Genomic DNA, 14,736 nt, shown 5'->3' with positions numbered 1-14,736 from the left:
GAAGGGACGCAGCGCGTGAGCCTCACCGAACGGCACACCCCGCACGACGGTCCGCAGAGGGGCCGCCCCAGAAGCGAGGCCGTCGAACGCGCCATCATCGAGGGCGTGATGAGGCTCCTGGAGGACGGCGTGCCCCTCGCGGAGCTGTCCATCGAGCGCGTCGCCCGCACCGCCGGCGTCGGCAAGGCCACGATCTACCGCCGCTGGAGCGGCAAGGAGGAACTCTTCGTCGACGTCGTGCGCGCCGCCGAACCCGCCGCTCTCCCGCTCCCCGGCACCTCCATGCGCGACGACATCGTGGCCCTGCTGGAGCAGGCGCGCCAACGGGGTCTGGCCAACCGCTCGTCGGCGATCCTGCACAGCGTGCACGCCCAGATGAAGAGCAGCCCGAAGGTCTGGGCGGCGTACCACGCCACGGTCGTCGCCCCGCGCCGCCGGCTCGGCACGGAGGTCCTGCGCCGCGGCCGGGACAACGGTGAACTGCGCACGGACCTCGACCTCGAACTGCTCTACGACCTGTTCGTCGGCCCGATGCTCCTGCGTTCCGTACTGCACCCGGACGACGACCTCCCCGACGACCTCGCCGCGCAGATCGTCGACACCCTTCTCGAAGGCCTGCGTCCTGTCGGTTCCGAGCCGCACCGGCCCGGGTGAGTGTGCGCGTTTCGTCACAGACGGCGCTTTCGACGGGCGTGCCCGGAACTCGCCGTGGGGACTCGAACGTCATCGCCCCCGTACGGCCGTCGAAGGACGGCGGGAACGGAACGGATCATCCCCTAGGGTCGTAAAGACACGGGGGCGATGGTGTGCACGGCAGGCGGTGAGGCGACGGTATGGCGCAGCAGGCGTACATGACGGAGACGGACAACGGCGGCTCGGGGCCCGAGCACCAGAGAACCCGGCTTCGGCGCCTGTTCGACCGGCTGGCGGGCTCCTGGCGGGGCGATCCGCAGATCTGGCGGCGCGGACTGGTCGTCGCCGCGTGCGCGGTGCTGCTGGCCCTGGTGATGGTGCTGCACTCGCGCATCCCGAACACGATCGGCAACCTGGGCAGCCTCATCGAGACGTTCCTGCCCTGGCTGGGGCTCCTCGTCCCGGTGCTGCTCGTCCTCGCCCTGGTCCGCAGGTCCGCGACCGCGCTGATCGCGCTGGTGCTGCCGTCCGTGGTCTGGCTGAACCTCTTCGGCGGCCAGGTCAGCGACAAGACCGCGACCGGCGGCGACCTCACGGTGGTCACGCACAACGTCAACGCCGACAACCCGGACCCGGCCGGCACCGCCCGTGACGTGGCCGCCTCCGGCGCGGACGTGCTGGCCCTGGAGGAGCTGACGCCGGCCGAGGTCCCGACGTACGAGAAGGCGCTGGCGTCGACGTACCGCTACCACTCGGTGCAGGGCACGGTCGGTGTGTGGAGCAAGTACCCGCTGAGCGGCGTGCGGGACGTCGACCTCGACATGGGCTGGACGCGCGCGATGCGTGCCACCGTGACCGCACCGTCCGGGCAGATCGCGGTCTACGTCGCCCATCTGCCGTCCGTGCGCGTGAAGATGGAGGCCGGCTTCACGGCTCGGCAGCGCGACCGGAGCGCCGACTACCTCGGCGAGGCCATCGCCCACGAACCGCTGAAGAACGTCGTCCTGCTCGGCGACCTGAACGGCACGATGAACGACCGCGCGCTCAACGCCGTCACCTCCCAGATGCGCTCCACGCAGGGCGCGGCCGGCAACGGCTTCGGCTTCAGCTGGCCCGCGTCGTTCCCGATGGCGCGCATCGACCAGATCATGGTCCGGGGTCTGAAGCCGGAGAGTTCGTGGACCCTCCCGCAGACGGGCAGCGACCATCTGCCGGTCGCGGCCCGTGTGAGGGTCACCACAAGCGGCTCCTGAAAACCGCTGGTCAGGGCAGTTCCGTCAGAAATCGGCAACCTCGGCGTCACCGCGTGGAATAGTGCGCCTGAGAGACTTTGTTCCGTACTTGAACATACGCGTACGGATCTCCAAGCAAGTCTCGAAAGGCTCCTTCATGCCCCTGGCCCTGCTCGCCCTCGCCGTGGGCGCCTTCGGCATCGGTACGACCGAGTTCGTGATGATGGGGCTGCTGCCCGATGTCGCGGACGATCTGAACATCTCGATACCCAGCGCCGGCCATCTGGTGTCGGCGTACGCGCTGGGCGTGGTCATCGGTGCCCCGCTGCTGGCCGCGCTCACCGCGAAGATGTCCCGGCGCACGGTCCTGATCGGCCTGATGGGGCTGTTCGTCGTGGGCAACGCCCTGTCGGCCCTCGCGCCCGACAACGGCTGGCTGCTGGCCGCCCGCTTCCTGAGCGGTCTGCCGCACGGCGCCTTCTTCGGCGTGGGCGCCGTCGTCGCGACGAGCATGGTCGCCCCCGAGCGCAAGGCGCGCTCGGTCTCGCTGATGTTCCTCGGCCTGACGGTCGCGAACGTCGCGGGCGTGCCGGTCGCGACCCTGATGGGCCAGAACCTCGGCTGGAGGGCGACCTTCCTCGGCGTCAGCGCCATCGGCCTGGTGGCGATCGCCGCGCTCGCGTTCCTCATCCCGCAGGACCACGAGCACACCACCGCCCGGGGCCTGCGCGGCGAACTCGCCGCCCTGCGCTCCGTGCCGGTCTGGCTGTCGCTCGGCACGACCGTCGCGGGCTTCGGTGCCCTGTTCTCGGCCTACAGCTACATCACGCCGATGCTCACGGACGCCGCCGGCTACGCCGACGCCAGCGTCACCCTGCTGCTGGCGCTGTTCGGCGTCGGCGCGACCGCCGGCAACCTGCTGGGCGGCCGCCTGGCCGACCACTCCCTGCGCGGCACGCTGTTCGGCGGCCTCGCCTCCCTGGTGGCGGTCCTGGCACTGTTCCCGCTGCTGATGCGCACGGAGCTCACGGCCGCCGTGGCCGTGATCCTGCTCGGCATGGCCGCCTTCGCCACCGGCTCCCCGCTCCAGCTGATGGTCATGGAGAAGGCCTCCTCGGCCCCGTCCCTGGCCTCCTCGGCCAACCAGGCCGCCTTCAACCTGGCCAACGCCGGCGGCGCCTGGATCGGCGGCCTCGCCCTGGCCGCGGGCTTCGGCGTCACCTCCCCGGCCCTGGCCGGTGTGGCCCTGGCCGTCCTCGGCCTGGCCGTGGCGTCGCTGGCCTACACGGTGGACCGGCGCCGGGCTCCGGTGCCGGGGCGCGAGCGGATCGTGGCGAGCCATGTCCCGCAGGAGGCGGAAGCGGTGCGTCACTGACGGCTTCCGATACGCGGCAGCTCGTGGACCCGGTCCCGCGAGCTGCCGTTCCGTCTACCGGGGCGCCCGGCGGCGCGCCGCGACGACCGGGTTTCGTCCACCGACTGCTGCGGAGGTGCCGCCGGCCTACTCCTGCGGCTGGGTCGCGAGCTGGATCAGGTTGCCGCAGGTGTCGTCGAAGACGGCCGTGGTGACGGGGCCCATGTCCAAGGGCTCCTGGGTGAAGCGGACGCCGAGGCCGCTGAGGCGCTCGTACTCGGCCCGGACGTCGTCCACGGCGAACTGGGCCAGCGGGATGCCGTCCGCGGCGAGTGCGTCGCGGTAGGGCTTGACGGCCGGGTGGCCGGCGGGCTCCAGGAGCAGTTCCGTGCCGCCGGGGTTCTCGCGGGAGACGACGGTCAGCCAGCGGTCCGTCTCGCCGACCGGGACGTCGTACTTCTTCACGAAGCCGAGGATTTCGGTGTAGAAGCGGAGGGCCTTGGCCTGGTCGTCGACGAAGACGCTGGTCAGATGGATCTTCACGGCGGGCTCTCTTCCGGTGCGGAGGGGTCGGGTGCCGGCCAGCGCTCCGTGATCTGCCGGAGCGGGGCCGTGTTCAGGTCGTGGAACTTGTAGCGGCCCTCCCGCCTCGTCTCGACCAGCCCGGCGGCCTCCAGCACGGCGAGGTGCTGGGAGACCGCCTGGCGCGAGATGCCGAGCCGGTGCTTCATGCTCAGCCGCGAGCAGATCTCGAACAGTGTCTGCCCGGACTGCTCCGCGAGCTCGTCGAGGATGGTGCGACGGGTGGGGTCGGCCAAGGCTTTGAAAAGGTCGTCGGCCACGGCCCCAGCATAGGCAAGTATTCACTTGCCTATCAAGCCCCTCCCCGGCCCGCCCGTCAGAGCGACTCCCGCCACCCGTTCGTGATCGGCAGCCGCCGGTCCTTCCCGAAGCCCTTGGGCGAGATCTTCGTGCCCGGCGGGTACTGGCGCCGCTTGTACTCGGCCGTGTCGACCATGCGCAGCGTCTTCGCCACCAGCTCCGCGTCGAACCCGGCCGCCACGATCTCGTCCGCGCCCCGGTCCCGGTCGACGTACAGCTCCAGGATCGCGTCCAGCACCGGGTAGTCCGGCAGCGAGTCCGTGTCGACCTGACCCGGGCGCAACTCCGCGCTCGGCGGCTTGGTGAGGGAGTTCTCCGGGATCGGCGGGGTCTGGCCGCGTTCCCGGGCGGCCCGGTTGCGCCACTCGGCCAGGCGGAAGACCGACGTCTTGTAGACGTCCTTGATCGGGCCGTACGCGCCGACCGAGTCGCCGTAGAGCGTGGAGTAGCCGACCGCCAGTTCCGACTTGTTGCCGGGCGCCAGGACGATGTGGCCCTCCTGGTTGGAGATCGCCATGAGGAGGGTGCCGCGCAGACGCGACTGGAGGTTCTCCTCCGCCAGGCCCGTCAGGCCCAGCGAGCCCATGTACGCGTCGAACATCGGCTCGATGGCCACGGTCCGGTAGTTCAGGCCCGTGCGGCGGGCCAGGTCGGCCGCGTCGTCCTTGGAGTGGTCCGAGGAGTACTTCGACGGCATCGACACGCCGTACACGTTCTGCGCGCCCACCGCGTCGCACGCGATCGCCGCGACCAGCGCCGAGTCGATGCCGCCCGACAGGCCGATCAGGACCGACGTGAAGCCGTTCTTCGCGACGTACGCCCGCAGGCCCACGACCAGCGCCGAGTAGACCTCCTCGTCGTCGTCCAGCCGGTCCGCGTAGCCGCCCGTGAGCTCGGGCTCGTAGGGGGCCAGCGGCTTCTCCGAGAGCACCACGCGGTCGATGCGCAGCCCGTCGTCCACCACTCCCGCGGGCGCGTCGGGGGACGCCGCCGGCAGGTCCAGGTCCAGGACCACACAGCCCTCGGCGAACTGCGGCGCCCGCGCCACGACCTCGCCGTCCTTGTCGACGACGATCGAGTCGCCGTCGAACACGAGCTCGTCCTGGCCGCCGATCATCGCCAGGTACGCCGTGGTGCAGCCGGCCTCCTGGGCCCGCTTGCGGACCAGCTCCAGACGCGTGTCGTCCTTGTTGCGCTCATAGGGGGAGGCGTTGATCGAGACCAGCAGGCCCGCCCGCGCCGAACGGGCGGCGGGGACACGGCCGCCGTCCTGCCAGAGGTCCTCGCAGATGGCCAGGGCGACATCGACGCCGTGCACCCGCAGCACCGGCATGCTGTCACCGGGCACGAAGTAGCGGAACTCGTCGAACACGCCGTAGTTCGGCAGGTGGTGCTTGGCGTAGTTCAGGACCACCTCACCGCCGTACAGCACCGCACCCGCGTTCTGCGGCGCACCGGCCGGCTGGCCGTACTTGGGCTGGGCGGTCGCACTGCGGTCGAGGTAGCCGACGATCACCGGCAGCTCTCCGAAGCCCTCCTCGGCCAGGCGCGCGGCGAGCGAGCGCAGCGCCGCGCGAGAGGCCTCCACGAAGGACGACCTGAGCGCCAGGTCCTCGACGGGATACCCGGTCAGCACCATCTCGGGGAACGCCACGAGATGCGCTCCCTGTTCGGCGGAGTGCCGGGTCCAGCGGACGATCGACTCGGTGTTCCCGGCGAGGTCGCCGACGCCGGCGTCGATCTGGTTCAGGGCGAGACGTAGTTGAGGCACGCCGCCCAGTGTAATCGTCAGTGCGACACAATGGGGTGGTGTGGGTCACCCACACCACCCCGGCCCCCTTGCGGAGGTCAGTGCCGCCGGTACGACTCCACGTAGCCGCTCGCGGGCGTGCCCACGCCGGTGACGTCGTCGTAGCCCTTCACGGCCGCGAGCGAGCTGTCCTTGCCGAGACTGCGTACGGACGTGTCGAGACCGTCCGTCGTGTCGTAGCCGTTGTGGAAGTCGACCCTTGCCACGGCGAGGCCGGAGCCCGTCGGGTTGTCGGTGACGTCGTGGTAGACCTTCGAGCCGGCCTTGGCGTAGATCGCCGGGTTGGCGAAGCCGATCGCCTTGCCGCGGGCCTCCTGGGCCAGGGCCTGGATGGCCGCGATGGTCGGGGCCGCGAGCGAGGTGCCGCCGATGCGGTACTCGCTGTAGGCCTGCTTCCTGCCGTCCGGCGAGCTCTGCGTCTGGCCGACCAGGAAGCCGGTGTTGGGGTCGGCGATCGCCGCGATGTCCGGGACGACCCGGTTGCCGTCCGCGCTGTTGGCCTTCGCCAGCGCGTCCGGCACGACACCCTGCTGGTAGGAGGGCTCGGCGACCGTCTTGCTGGTGCCGCCGCCCGCGCCGGAGGTGAAGGCGCCGGGGAAGTCCGTCCAGCTCTTGCCGTCGGCCGACAGAGCGGCCTTGTCGGTGCCCCAGCCGGTCTCCCAGAGGTACGTGTCGTTCTTGCCGACGGCCAGCGAGGTGCCGCCGACGGCGGTGACCCACGCCGAGTTGGCCGGGGAGTCGACCTGCTTCGTCCCGGAGCTGGCGACCTCGTCGCCGTCGTCGCCGGAGGAGAAGTAGAAGCCGATGCCCTCGACCGCGCCCAGCTGGAACACCTGGTCGTAGGCGGCCGCGAGGTCGGGAGTCTGCACGGCCTCGATCTCGCCCCAGGAGTTGGAGACGATGTCCGCCAGGTGGTTGTCCACGACCTTGCCCAGGGCGTCGAGCAGGTCACCGTCCCCGCAGGAGGCGGCGCCCACGTACGTGACGTCCGCGGCCGGTGCGACCGCGTGCACGGCCTCGACGTCCAGGGTCTCCTCGCCGTACCAGCCGGAGGCCGAGCAGTCCTTGGTGTCGGTGTACTTCTTCGGCAGCACCTGGTGCAGCTGGCCGGTCTTCCACGCGGCGTCGCCGTTGCGCTTGGCGTAGGTGCCGGCGTCGTAGGCGATCGTCGGGGAGGCGTACGCGTCCGTGATAGCGACCCGGACGCCCTTGCCGGTGCGCTTGCCCGCGCCGTAGGCGGCCCGCAGCTGCTTGCCCGTGTAGCCCTTCACGGTGTACGGGATCTTCTTGCCGTACGCGTCCGGGAGTGTGCTCGCGGTGTTCGAGCCGTAGTACGAGGAGAGCGGCCCGGCGTTGCGGAACACGGTGTCCGGCGGCGGCAGTTGATCGTCGTGCGTGGCCATGTGCGGCGCGTTGTCCAGGCCGGTCACGGTCAGGACGGCGTCGGCCAGGCTCTGCGGCACGGAGGCGGTGCTCGCGGGGGCGCGGTAGGTCTTCGAGCCCTTGGCGAAGTTGTGCAGCTGGGCACCGAACGCCTTCTCGGCGGCGGCCACGTCACCGGTGACGGAGACGTAGTGCCGCGTGACGCCGGTGACCTTCAGGCCGGCCGCCGTCAGCCAGGACTTCACGGCCGCCACCTGGGCCTCGGTCGCGCCGAAGCGGGCCTGCGCCTGCCGGGCCGTCAGGTACTTGCCGTACGAGGCCGAGGCCGGGTCGGAGACGGCCTTCGCGTAGGCGGCGAGGCCCGTGGCGTCCTTGCCGGCGAGGTAGACCCGGGCCGAGACCTGGGCGCCGTCGGAGGTGGCGCCCTTGTCCGCTCGGGCCGTGGCCCACGCCGGCCGGGTCCCGGACAGCAGGTCGCGGAGCGGGTGGTCGGCGGCGTGTGCCGCGGGTATGCCGAGCGCCAGCGCGCCGGCGAGCATCGGCAGTGTCGCTGCCATGCTCACCCCGGCGCGCACCTTGGCGCGTTTGGATCTCATGGAACCCCCTGTGCGGTTCGTCGCGAGTGGATCACTCGACGGTCGCCACTCTCGCGACGAACCGTTCATGTCAGGGGAATGCGAAACCCAAGAAGCGCCCTGCGCAGGCCAAGAAGTAGCCAAGGCGCCTTGATGCAGGGCGATTTGGGGCTTACGCCCTAGCCGGGTGCCGGGTGCCGGGTGCCGGGTGCCGGGTGCCGGGCGTCGCAGGACAGGCGGGACTCTGGGGGGCACCCCCTCAGGGACGCGGCGCGGCGCCGCGCTCCTCGAGCATGTCCGCCATCAGGGAGATCTCCGACTGCTGCGCGTCCACCATGCCCCGCGCGAGCCGCTTCTCCACGCCGACCGTGCACCTGTCCACGCAGCCCTGGGCCATGTGGACACCGCCCTTGTGATGGTCCGTCATCAGCTGGAGGTAGAAGACCTCCGCCTGCTTGCCGCTGAGCCCGCCGAGCTTCTTCATCTCGGAGTTGGTCGCCATGCCCGCCATCAGCGCGCCGTCCTTGCCGGAGGCCATGCCGCCCATGTCCATCCAGGTCATCGGCGGCTCGGAGGACACCTTGGGCAGGCCCCACAGGTCGAGCCAGCCGAGCATCATGCCGCGCTGGTTGGCCTGCGTCTGAGCGATGTCGTACGCCAGGCGCCGGACCTCCTCGTCCTTGGTGCGGTCGCGCACGATGTACGACATCTCCACGGCCTGCTGGTGGTGCACCGCCATGTCCCGGGCGAAACCGGCGTCCGCGGACTCGGCGGACGGCGTCCTGCCGTTGCCGTCGTCCCCGGCGGCGGCGTAGGTGATCGCCCCGGCCGCGACGAGCGCCACCCCAGCGGCCCCGGCGATCATCCCGACGTGCCTCACTTGGACAGCCCGTTCGTGCAGGCGGCACCCGGCTCAGGGGTCTGCTCGCCCTGGACGAACTTCTCGAAGAACTTGTCCACGTTCGGGTCGCTCGCGCCCGTCACCGTGCGCTGGTGACCCCACGCCGAGAGCATGATCGGGTCCTTCTGGTCGTCCATCGGGCTCATCAGCGTGTACGGCGTCTTCTTCACCTTCGCCGCGAGCGCGTCGATGTCGGCCTTCTTCGCGTCGGCATTGTACGTCACCCACACCGCGCCGTGCTCCAGCGAGTGCACGGCGTTGGTGTTGTCCAGCTGCTCGGTGTAGACGTCACCGTTGCAGTTCATCCAGACCTGGTTGTGGTCACCGCCGACCGGCGGCTCGGAGGCGTACTTCACGGCCTTGGCGACGTGGTTGCGGGACAGCTTGCCCTCCCACGTCTTCACGCCGTCCTTGCCCGTCACGAACTTGCCCTTGCCCGAGGAGTCGCTCGCCGCGGTGGCACTGCCCTTGTCGTCCTGGGACCGCACGAGCACGACGCCGCCGACGACGAGAGCGGCGACGATCACCACGCTGGCCGCGATGGTGAGGATCCGGCTACGGCGCTCACGGGCCTGCTCGGCGCGCCGCATCTCCTCTATTCGCGCCTTGCGGTCCGTGCTGCTCTTCTTGGCGGAGCCCATGGGGTGTCCTTCGTGGGAAAAGTGACGGTCGGGAGAACTGATCGTAATGGGGGAGGCGGGGCGCCTCGTAGAGCTGCCAACGGAATGGGCCGAATCGATACGGCACCGACAGCTGCACGACAGCTTCACCGATCCCGGCGCCGATCTCCCGCCGGATAATTTGAACCGCGGATTCCCATTACCTACGCTGCCTGCATGCGGCTGCTGCGCTCCACCGACCTCGCCCTGCGGGTCCTGATGCGGCTCGCCGTCGCGGGCGGGTCGAGTCCGACGACCCGGGACGTCGCGGACGGCATGGACGTGCCGTACACCCACCTGGCGAAGGTCGTCGCCGAGCTCCAGCACATGGGACTGCTTCAGGCCCGCCGCGGTCGCGGCGGCGGGCTCACCCTCACCGAGCAGGGCCGCACGGCCTCGGTGGGTGCGGTGGTCCGCGCCTTCGAGGGCGGCGGCGACGTCGTCGACTGCGAGGGCCCCACCCCCTGCCCCCTCAACTCCGCCTGCCGCCTGCGCACAGCCCTGCGCCGGGCCCAGGAGGCGTTCTTCACCTCCCTGGACCCGGTCACGGTGCGGGACATCGTGGCGGAGCCGACGGAGGCGCTGCTCCTGGGGATCTCGCGGGGCGCCGATCCCCGTGACCACACCCCCTAGGCCTGCCCCGCCAGCCACAGGTCCGGGCCGAACACCTCGTAGTGGATGTCGGCGGGGGACACGCCCTTCGCGATCAGCTGGGTCCGCACCGCCCGCATGAACGGGAGCGGACCGCACAGGTACGCGCGCGTGCCCGGGGCGAGCGGAACGCCGGTGAGGTCGGCCAGGCCGGGGTGGGTGCCCGCCGGGGCGTCCTGCTCATACCAGAGGTGGACGGCCGCGTCCGGGAGCTTGGCCGCGTAGGCCTCGTGGTCGGTGCGCAGGGCGTGGGTCGCGGGGGAGCGGTCGGCGTGCACGACGGTGACGGGGCCGCGGTGCCCCGAGTCGGCGAGGTGGGCCAGCATCGCGGTCATCGGGGTCACGCCGATGCCCGCCGAGGCCAGCAGCAGGGGCGTGTCGGGGCCGGCGTCCAGGACCAGGTCGCCGTACGGCTCCGACAGTTCCAGGACGTCATCCACCTGCACGCGCGCGTGCAGGTGGTTGGAGACCTCGCCGTCGGGTGCGCCGCCCTCGCGCACGCGCTTCACGCTGATCTGCCGCAGGTCCGGGCCGGGCGCCCCGGACAGGCTGTACTGCCGTATCTGCCGGGCACCGTCCGCGAGGGTGACGCGGACGGAGACGTACTGGCCCGCGAGGAAGTCCCGCACCGGGCCGCCGTCGGCCGGCCGCAGCCGGAACGTGGCGACGTCGGCGGTCTCGGCGACCCGCTCGACGACCTCCCAGGGCCGCCAGGCGGGCCCGCCGCGCTCCTCGCACAGCCGCTGCTCCACGGCGATCAGCGCGTTCGCCATCAGCCAGTAGACCTCGTCCCAGGCGGCGGCGACCTCGGCCGTGACCGCGTCGCCGAGCACTTCGGCGATGGCGGCGAACAGGTGCTCGTGGACGATGCGGTACTGCTCCGGCGTGACGCCGAGCGAGGCGTGCTTGTGGGCGATGCGCGCCAGCATCGTGTCCGGCCGCTGCTCCGGACAATCCAGCAGGTGCGTCGCGAACGCGGCGACGGAACCGGCCAGCGCCTGCCGCTGGGTGCCGGAGGCCTGGTTCCCCCGGTTGAACAGGTCCCGCAGCAGTTCCGGGTGGGCCTCGAACAGCCCGGCGTAGAAGCGCTCGGTGATCGTGCCGAGGGCCGCTCCGACGGCGGGGAGCGTGGCGCGGACGGTGGCGGCGGACTGCTCGGACAGCATCAGGGCTCCTCAGGGCTCGACTGTGCGCACGGTATTTAAAGTTGCATATGAGATGCAAATTAAGTGGGTGGCGCAGCGAGAGGAACCGGCCGTTACGGATGTCGGCGCTAGCAGGCACTATGGGCGGGAGAGCAGTTCACCCGCCGTATGCGAGGCGTTCGGCCCCGGGCCGCCCGGGCGATCATGGTCCGCAACGCGTACGAAATGGTGGTGTGGTGGGATGCTCAGGTGCCCGACCGCCTCCCGTGGTACGGAAGACAGGCGGCCTGACCAGCAAGGATGGGGAAGCGGAAGATGGACAAGCAGCAGGAGTTCGTGCTCCGGACGTTGGAGGAGCGCGACATCCGGTTCGTACGGCTGTGGTTCACGGACGTACTGGGCTTCCTCAAGTCCGTCGCCGTGGCCCCGGCCGAACTGGAACAGGCCTTCGACGAGGGCATCGGATTCGACGGCTCCGCGATCGAGGGCTTCGCCCGGGTCTACGAGTCCGACATGATCGCCAAGCCGGACCCCTCGACCTTCCAGATCCTGCCCTGGCGCGCGGAGGCCCCGGGCACGGCCCGCATGTTCTGCGACATCCTCATGCCGGACGGCTCCCCGTCCTTCGCCGACCCGCGCTACGTGCTCAAGCGGGCCCTCGCCCGCACCTCCGACCTGGGCTTCACCTTCTACACCCACCCGGAGATCGAGTTCTTCCTGCTGAAGGACCGGCCGCTGGACGGCAGCCGTCCGACGCCCGCCGACAACTCCGGCTACTTCGACCACACCCCGACCAACGTCGGCATGGACTTCCGCCGCCAGGCGATCACCATGCTGGAGTCGATGGGCATCTCGGTGGAGTTCTCCCACCACGAGGGCGCGCCGGGCCAGCAGGAGATCGACCTCCGCTACGCCGACGCGCTGTCCACGGCCGACAACGTCATGACGTTCCGCCTCGTGATGAAGCAGGTGGCCCTGGAGCAGGGTGTGCACGCCACGTTCATGCCGAAGCCCTTCTCCGAGCACCCGGGCAGCGGCATGCACACGCACCTGTCGCTCTTCGAGGGCGACCGCAACGCGTTCTACGAGTCGGGCTCGGAGTACCAGCTCTCCAAGGTGGGCCGCTCCTTCATCGCGGGACTGCTGCGGCACGCGGCGGAGATCTCCGCGGTCACCAACCAGTGGGTCAACTCCTACAAGCGCATCTGGGGCGGTGCGGAGCGCACCGCGGGCGCGGGCGGCGAGGCCCCCTCGTACATCTGCTGGGGCCACAACAACCGCTCGGCGCTGGTCCGCGTCCCGATGTACAAGCCCGGCAAGACGGGCTCCGCGCGGGTCGAGGTCCGCTCCATCGACTCCGGCGCCAACCCGTACTTGGCCTACGCGCTGCTGCTGGCCGCCGGCCTCAAGGGCATCGAGGAGGGCTACGAGCTCCCGCCGGGCGCCGAGGACGACGTCTGGGCCCTCTCCGACGCGGAGCGCCGCGCGATGGGCATCGAGCCGCTTCCGCAGAACCTGGGCGAGGCCCTGACCCTGATGGAGCGCAGCGACCTGGTCGCCGAGACCCTCGGCGAGCACGTCTTCGACTTCTTCCTGCGCAACAAGCGGCAGGAGTGGGAGGAGTACCGCTCGGAGGTCACGGCGTTCGAGCTGCGGAAGAACCTTCCGGCGCTGTAGGTCCCTCCGGCCGGGCCCGGCGGACGTCCCGCGGCACCGTTCACACCGGCGCGTCCTCCGACGCCGTCGTCCACGCGAAACCGTCCGGGTCGGTGAACGGCCCGGCGCCGCTGGTGATCGTGAGGCGGTGGGAGCCGGTGCCGTCGGGGGAGACGCCGGCGACCTTGGCGAGGCCGCGGCGCTTGTACAGGGCCAGCTTCACGGGGCCCGGCCCGGTGGCGAACTCGACGTACTTACTGCCGAAGCTCTTGGCCACGGCCAGGCCGTGATCGACGTAGAACTGCTTGCCGGCCTTCACGTCCTCGACGCCGAGCAGCAGGACGAACTCGTCGACCCGCCGGGTCGCCGGGCCGGTGTTCTTCTTCGACGACGACGCGATCTGCCAGATCGTCCCGTCGGGGGCCTGGACGACACCGCCGTAGCCCCAGAGCGACTTGGCGGCGGGCTTCAGCGTCGTCGCGCCGGCCTGCACGGCCGCGTCGACGAGGGCGTCCACATCGGCCGGCTGGGAGACCACGAGCGACAGCGTGAACCCGCGGAAGCCGGAGGTCGGTGCCTCCGACGCCCGCAGACGCAGCCGATCGTCCAGACCGAAGGCGGTGGAGTAGAAGCGCTCGGCGGCGGCGAGGTCGGCCACCTCGAGAGTGACGGATGCGATGGAAGTCATGACAACGACGCTAATCGCGCTCCGGGACCCGTGCTTCTCGATTCCTGACCAGGTTGTCAGGCCTGCTGCCGCTTCAGATCCGCCAGCAGCCGGTGCAGCGGCTCGGTGGCCCGGCGCCGGTACTCCTGCACCGCCCATCCGTTGCCGTCCGGGTCCTGGAAGTGCATGAACGTGGCGCCGTCGTCCGGGGAGTACTGCACCGGTTCCGAGACGTCGAGGCCGCGGGCGACCAGCTCCGTGTAGGCCGCCTTGATGTCGGCGACGCACAGTTGCAGGCCCTGGTAGGAGCCCGGGGCCGGGGTGGGACCGGGGGTCATCTGCCATATCGACTCGCCCAGGGCGATCGAGCAGCCGGAACCCGGAGGGGTCAGCTGGATGATCCGCATCCCGGGCATGACCTCCTGGTCGATGTCCACATGGAAGCCGACCTTGTCCCGGTAGAAGTCCCGGGCGCGGTCGATGTCGGTCACGGGCAGCGGGATGACTTCAAGGGTGATGTCCATGGCGTGACTCCTTCGTCCGACGTCATGCGAACCGCCACCTCGTCTGGCTGAACGGCTCCCCCTTACCGAAGCCGAAAACGGTGCGCGGCGCCACCGAGTAGACGGCAGCGTGGCCCGCGCCGTGGTGGAAATAGCCCTCCCGTACCTCGTAGTGCCAGAAACTGCCGTACTTCGCCTCCCACTCCGCGGCCAGTTCGCGTAGCCGGGCGTCGTCGGTCACGCGCCTCGCCTCGCCCTCCACGACCAGGTCGTAGCCCTCGTTCCAGGTGTTCGTGCCGGTGGTCAGCACGACGTGCGGATTCTCCGCGAGGTTTCGCGCCTTGCGTTCCTCCGGGCCCGTGCAGAAGTGCAGGGCGCCGTCCGACCAGACGGACGGCAGCGGGGTGACGTGGGGCCGTCCGTCCGGTCGTACCGTGGTGATCCAGAACAGCTCCGCGGCGGTGAGCCGTGCCCGCGCCTCCTGCCAGGCCGTGGCCGTGGCCGTCTCGCTGCTGTAGCGCGGGTCCAGACGGGTCTGCGGGTGCAGGGTGGTCATGAGTGTCCTCCCGGTCTCGGTGCTCACCGGTGCAGACCCCGTCCGCCCGCCGAACTCACCGGCGCTTCCCGCGGCCCGTGCGGTTAGGCTCACAGCCGTACGACCTTGATCCGATGCATGTCCGAGGAA

Annotated in this window: 15 protein-coding genes; 5 read left to right on the top strand and 10 right to left on the bottom strand. The window is 70.6% G+C overall.

The features are described 5' to 3' along the window. Window positions 1-15: 15 nt before the first annotated feature. The 3 genes from CEB94_RS12010 (at window position 16) to CEB94_RS12000 (ending at window position 3,240) form a co-directional block, all read left to right on the top strand. On the top strand, window positions 16-654 hold the full coding sequence (locus tag CEB94_RS12010) for a TetR/AcrR family transcriptional regulator (protein ID WP_175432206.1): 639 nt from the start codon (window positions 16-18) through the stop codon (window positions 652-654). Window positions 655-833: 179 nt separating this feature from the next. Further along, window positions 834-1,886 carry an endonuclease/exonuclease/phosphatase family protein gene (locus CEB94_RS12005; RefSeq protein WP_175432205.1) on the top strand — a complete coding sequence of 351 codons (1,053 nt, stop codon included), beginning with the start codon at window positions 834-836 and terminating at the stop codon, window positions 1,884-1,886. A gap of 136 nt (window positions 1,887-2,022) precedes the next feature. Continuing rightward, window positions 2,023-3,240 carry an MFS transporter gene (locus tag CEB94_RS12000; protein WP_175432204.1) on the top strand — a complete coding sequence of 406 codons (1,218 nt, stop codon included), beginning with the start codon at window positions 2,023-2,025 and terminating at the stop codon, window positions 3,238-3,240. 126 nt (window positions 3,241-3,366) lie between these two features. Here the strand turns inward: CEB94_RS12000 and CEB94_RS11995 are convergent, their stop codons facing one another. The 6 genes from CEB94_RS11995 to CEB94_RS11970 form a co-directional block, all read right to left on the bottom strand. Next, on the bottom strand, window positions 3,367-3,762 hold the full coding sequence (locus CEB94_RS11995) for a VOC family protein (RefSeq protein ID WP_175432203.1): 396 nt from the start codon (window positions 3,760-3,762) through the stop codon (window positions 3,367-3,369). Beyond that, window positions 3,759-4,061, bottom strand: coding sequence for an ArsR/SmtB family transcription factor (locus tag CEB94_RS11990; RefSeq protein ID WP_175432202.1), 303 nt, complete (start codon window positions 4,059-4,061; stop codon window positions 3,759-3,761). Before CEB94_RS11990 ends, CEB94_RS11995 begins: the two co-directional genes overlap by 4 nt. Before the next feature lie 56 nt (window positions 4,062-4,117). Next, window positions 4,118-5,872: an NAD+ synthase gene (locus tag CEB94_RS11985; RefSeq protein ID WP_175432201.1), complete on the bottom strand. Its 1,755-nt coding sequence runs from the start codon at window positions 5,870-5,872 to the stop codon at window positions 4,118-4,120. Between the two features lie 77 nt (window positions 5,873-5,949). Continuing rightward, the gene (locus tag CEB94_RS11980) at window positions 5,950-7,890 is read right to left on the bottom strand and encodes a S53 family peptidase (RefSeq protein WP_175432200.1); all 1,941 of its coding nucleotides are present in this window, start codon (window positions 7,888-7,890) and stop codon (window positions 5,950-5,952) included. Between the two features lie 238 nt (window positions 7,891-8,128). Then, window positions 8,129-8,734 (bottom strand): DUF305 domain-containing protein, encoded by a 606-nt coding sequence (locus CEB94_RS11975; RefSeq protein WP_175432199.1) that lies wholly within the window; start codon window positions 8,732-8,734, stop codon window positions 8,129-8,131. A gap of 11 nt (window positions 8,735-8,745) precedes the next feature. After that, window positions 8,746-9,411, bottom strand: coding sequence for a thioredoxin-like domain-containing protein (locus tag CEB94_RS11970; protein ID WP_175432198.1), 666 nt, complete (start codon window positions 9,409-9,411; stop codon window positions 8,746-8,748). A gap of 195 nt (window positions 9,412-9,606) precedes the next feature. Here CEB94_RS11970 and CEB94_RS11965 point away from each other — a divergent pair, with 195 nt between their 5' ends. Further along, window positions 9,607-10,062 carry an RrF2 family transcriptional regulator gene (locus tag CEB94_RS11965; RefSeq protein WP_175432197.1) on the top strand — a complete coding sequence of 152 codons (456 nt, stop codon included), beginning with the start codon at window positions 9,607-9,609 and terminating at the stop codon, window positions 10,060-10,062. Here the strand turns inward: CEB94_RS11965 and CEB94_RS11960 are convergent. Further along, window positions 10,059-11,246: a globin domain-containing protein gene (locus tag CEB94_RS11960; protein ID WP_175432196.1), complete on the bottom strand. Its 1,188-nt coding sequence runs from the start codon at window positions 11,244-11,246 to the stop codon at window positions 10,059-10,061. The genes CEB94_RS11965 and CEB94_RS11960 overlap by 4 nt on opposite strands. 294 nt (window positions 11,247-11,540) lie before the next feature. On the opposite strand from CEB94_RS11960, the gene glnA reads away from it, so the two are divergent. After that, the gene (glnA, locus tag CEB94_RS11955; RefSeq protein WP_031131671.1) at window positions 11,541-12,902 is read left to right on the top strand and encodes a type I glutamate--ammonia ligase; all 1,362 of its coding nucleotides are present in this window, start codon (window positions 11,541-11,543) and stop codon (window positions 12,900-12,902) included. A gap of 40 nt (window positions 12,903-12,942) precedes the next feature. On the opposite strand, the gene CEB94_RS11950 is transcribed toward glnA, so the two are convergent. The 3 genes from CEB94_RS11950 to CEB94_RS11940 are packed head-to-tail and all read right to left on the bottom strand — an operon-like array spanning window position 12,943 to window position 14,607. Beyond that, window positions 12,943-13,569 carry a VOC family protein gene (locus CEB94_RS11950; RefSeq protein WP_175432195.1) on the bottom strand — a complete coding sequence of 209 codons (627 nt, stop codon included), beginning with the start codon at window positions 13,567-13,569 and terminating at the stop codon, window positions 12,943-12,945. Between the two features lie 56 nt (window positions 13,570-13,625). Then, window positions 13,626-14,072: a VOC family protein gene (locus CEB94_RS11945; protein WP_175432194.1), complete on the bottom strand. Its 447-nt coding sequence runs from the start codon at window positions 14,070-14,072 to the stop codon at window positions 13,626-13,628. 22 nt (window positions 14,073-14,094) lie between these two features. Further along, window positions 14,095-14,607: a pyridoxamine 5'-phosphate oxidase family protein gene (locus tag CEB94_RS11940; protein ID WP_175432193.1), complete on the bottom strand. Its 513-nt coding sequence runs from the start codon at window positions 14,605-14,607 to the stop codon at window positions 14,095-14,097. Window positions 14,608-14,736 lie beyond the last annotated feature (129 nt).

It is taken from the genome of Streptomyces hawaiiensis (assembly GCF_004803895.1).
GTDB classification, from domain to species: domain Bacteria; phylum Actinomycetota; class Actinomycetes; order Streptomycetales; family Streptomycetaceae; genus Streptomyces; species Streptomyces hawaiiensis.
This window is presented reverse-complemented; position numbering and strand designations above follow the sequence as displayed.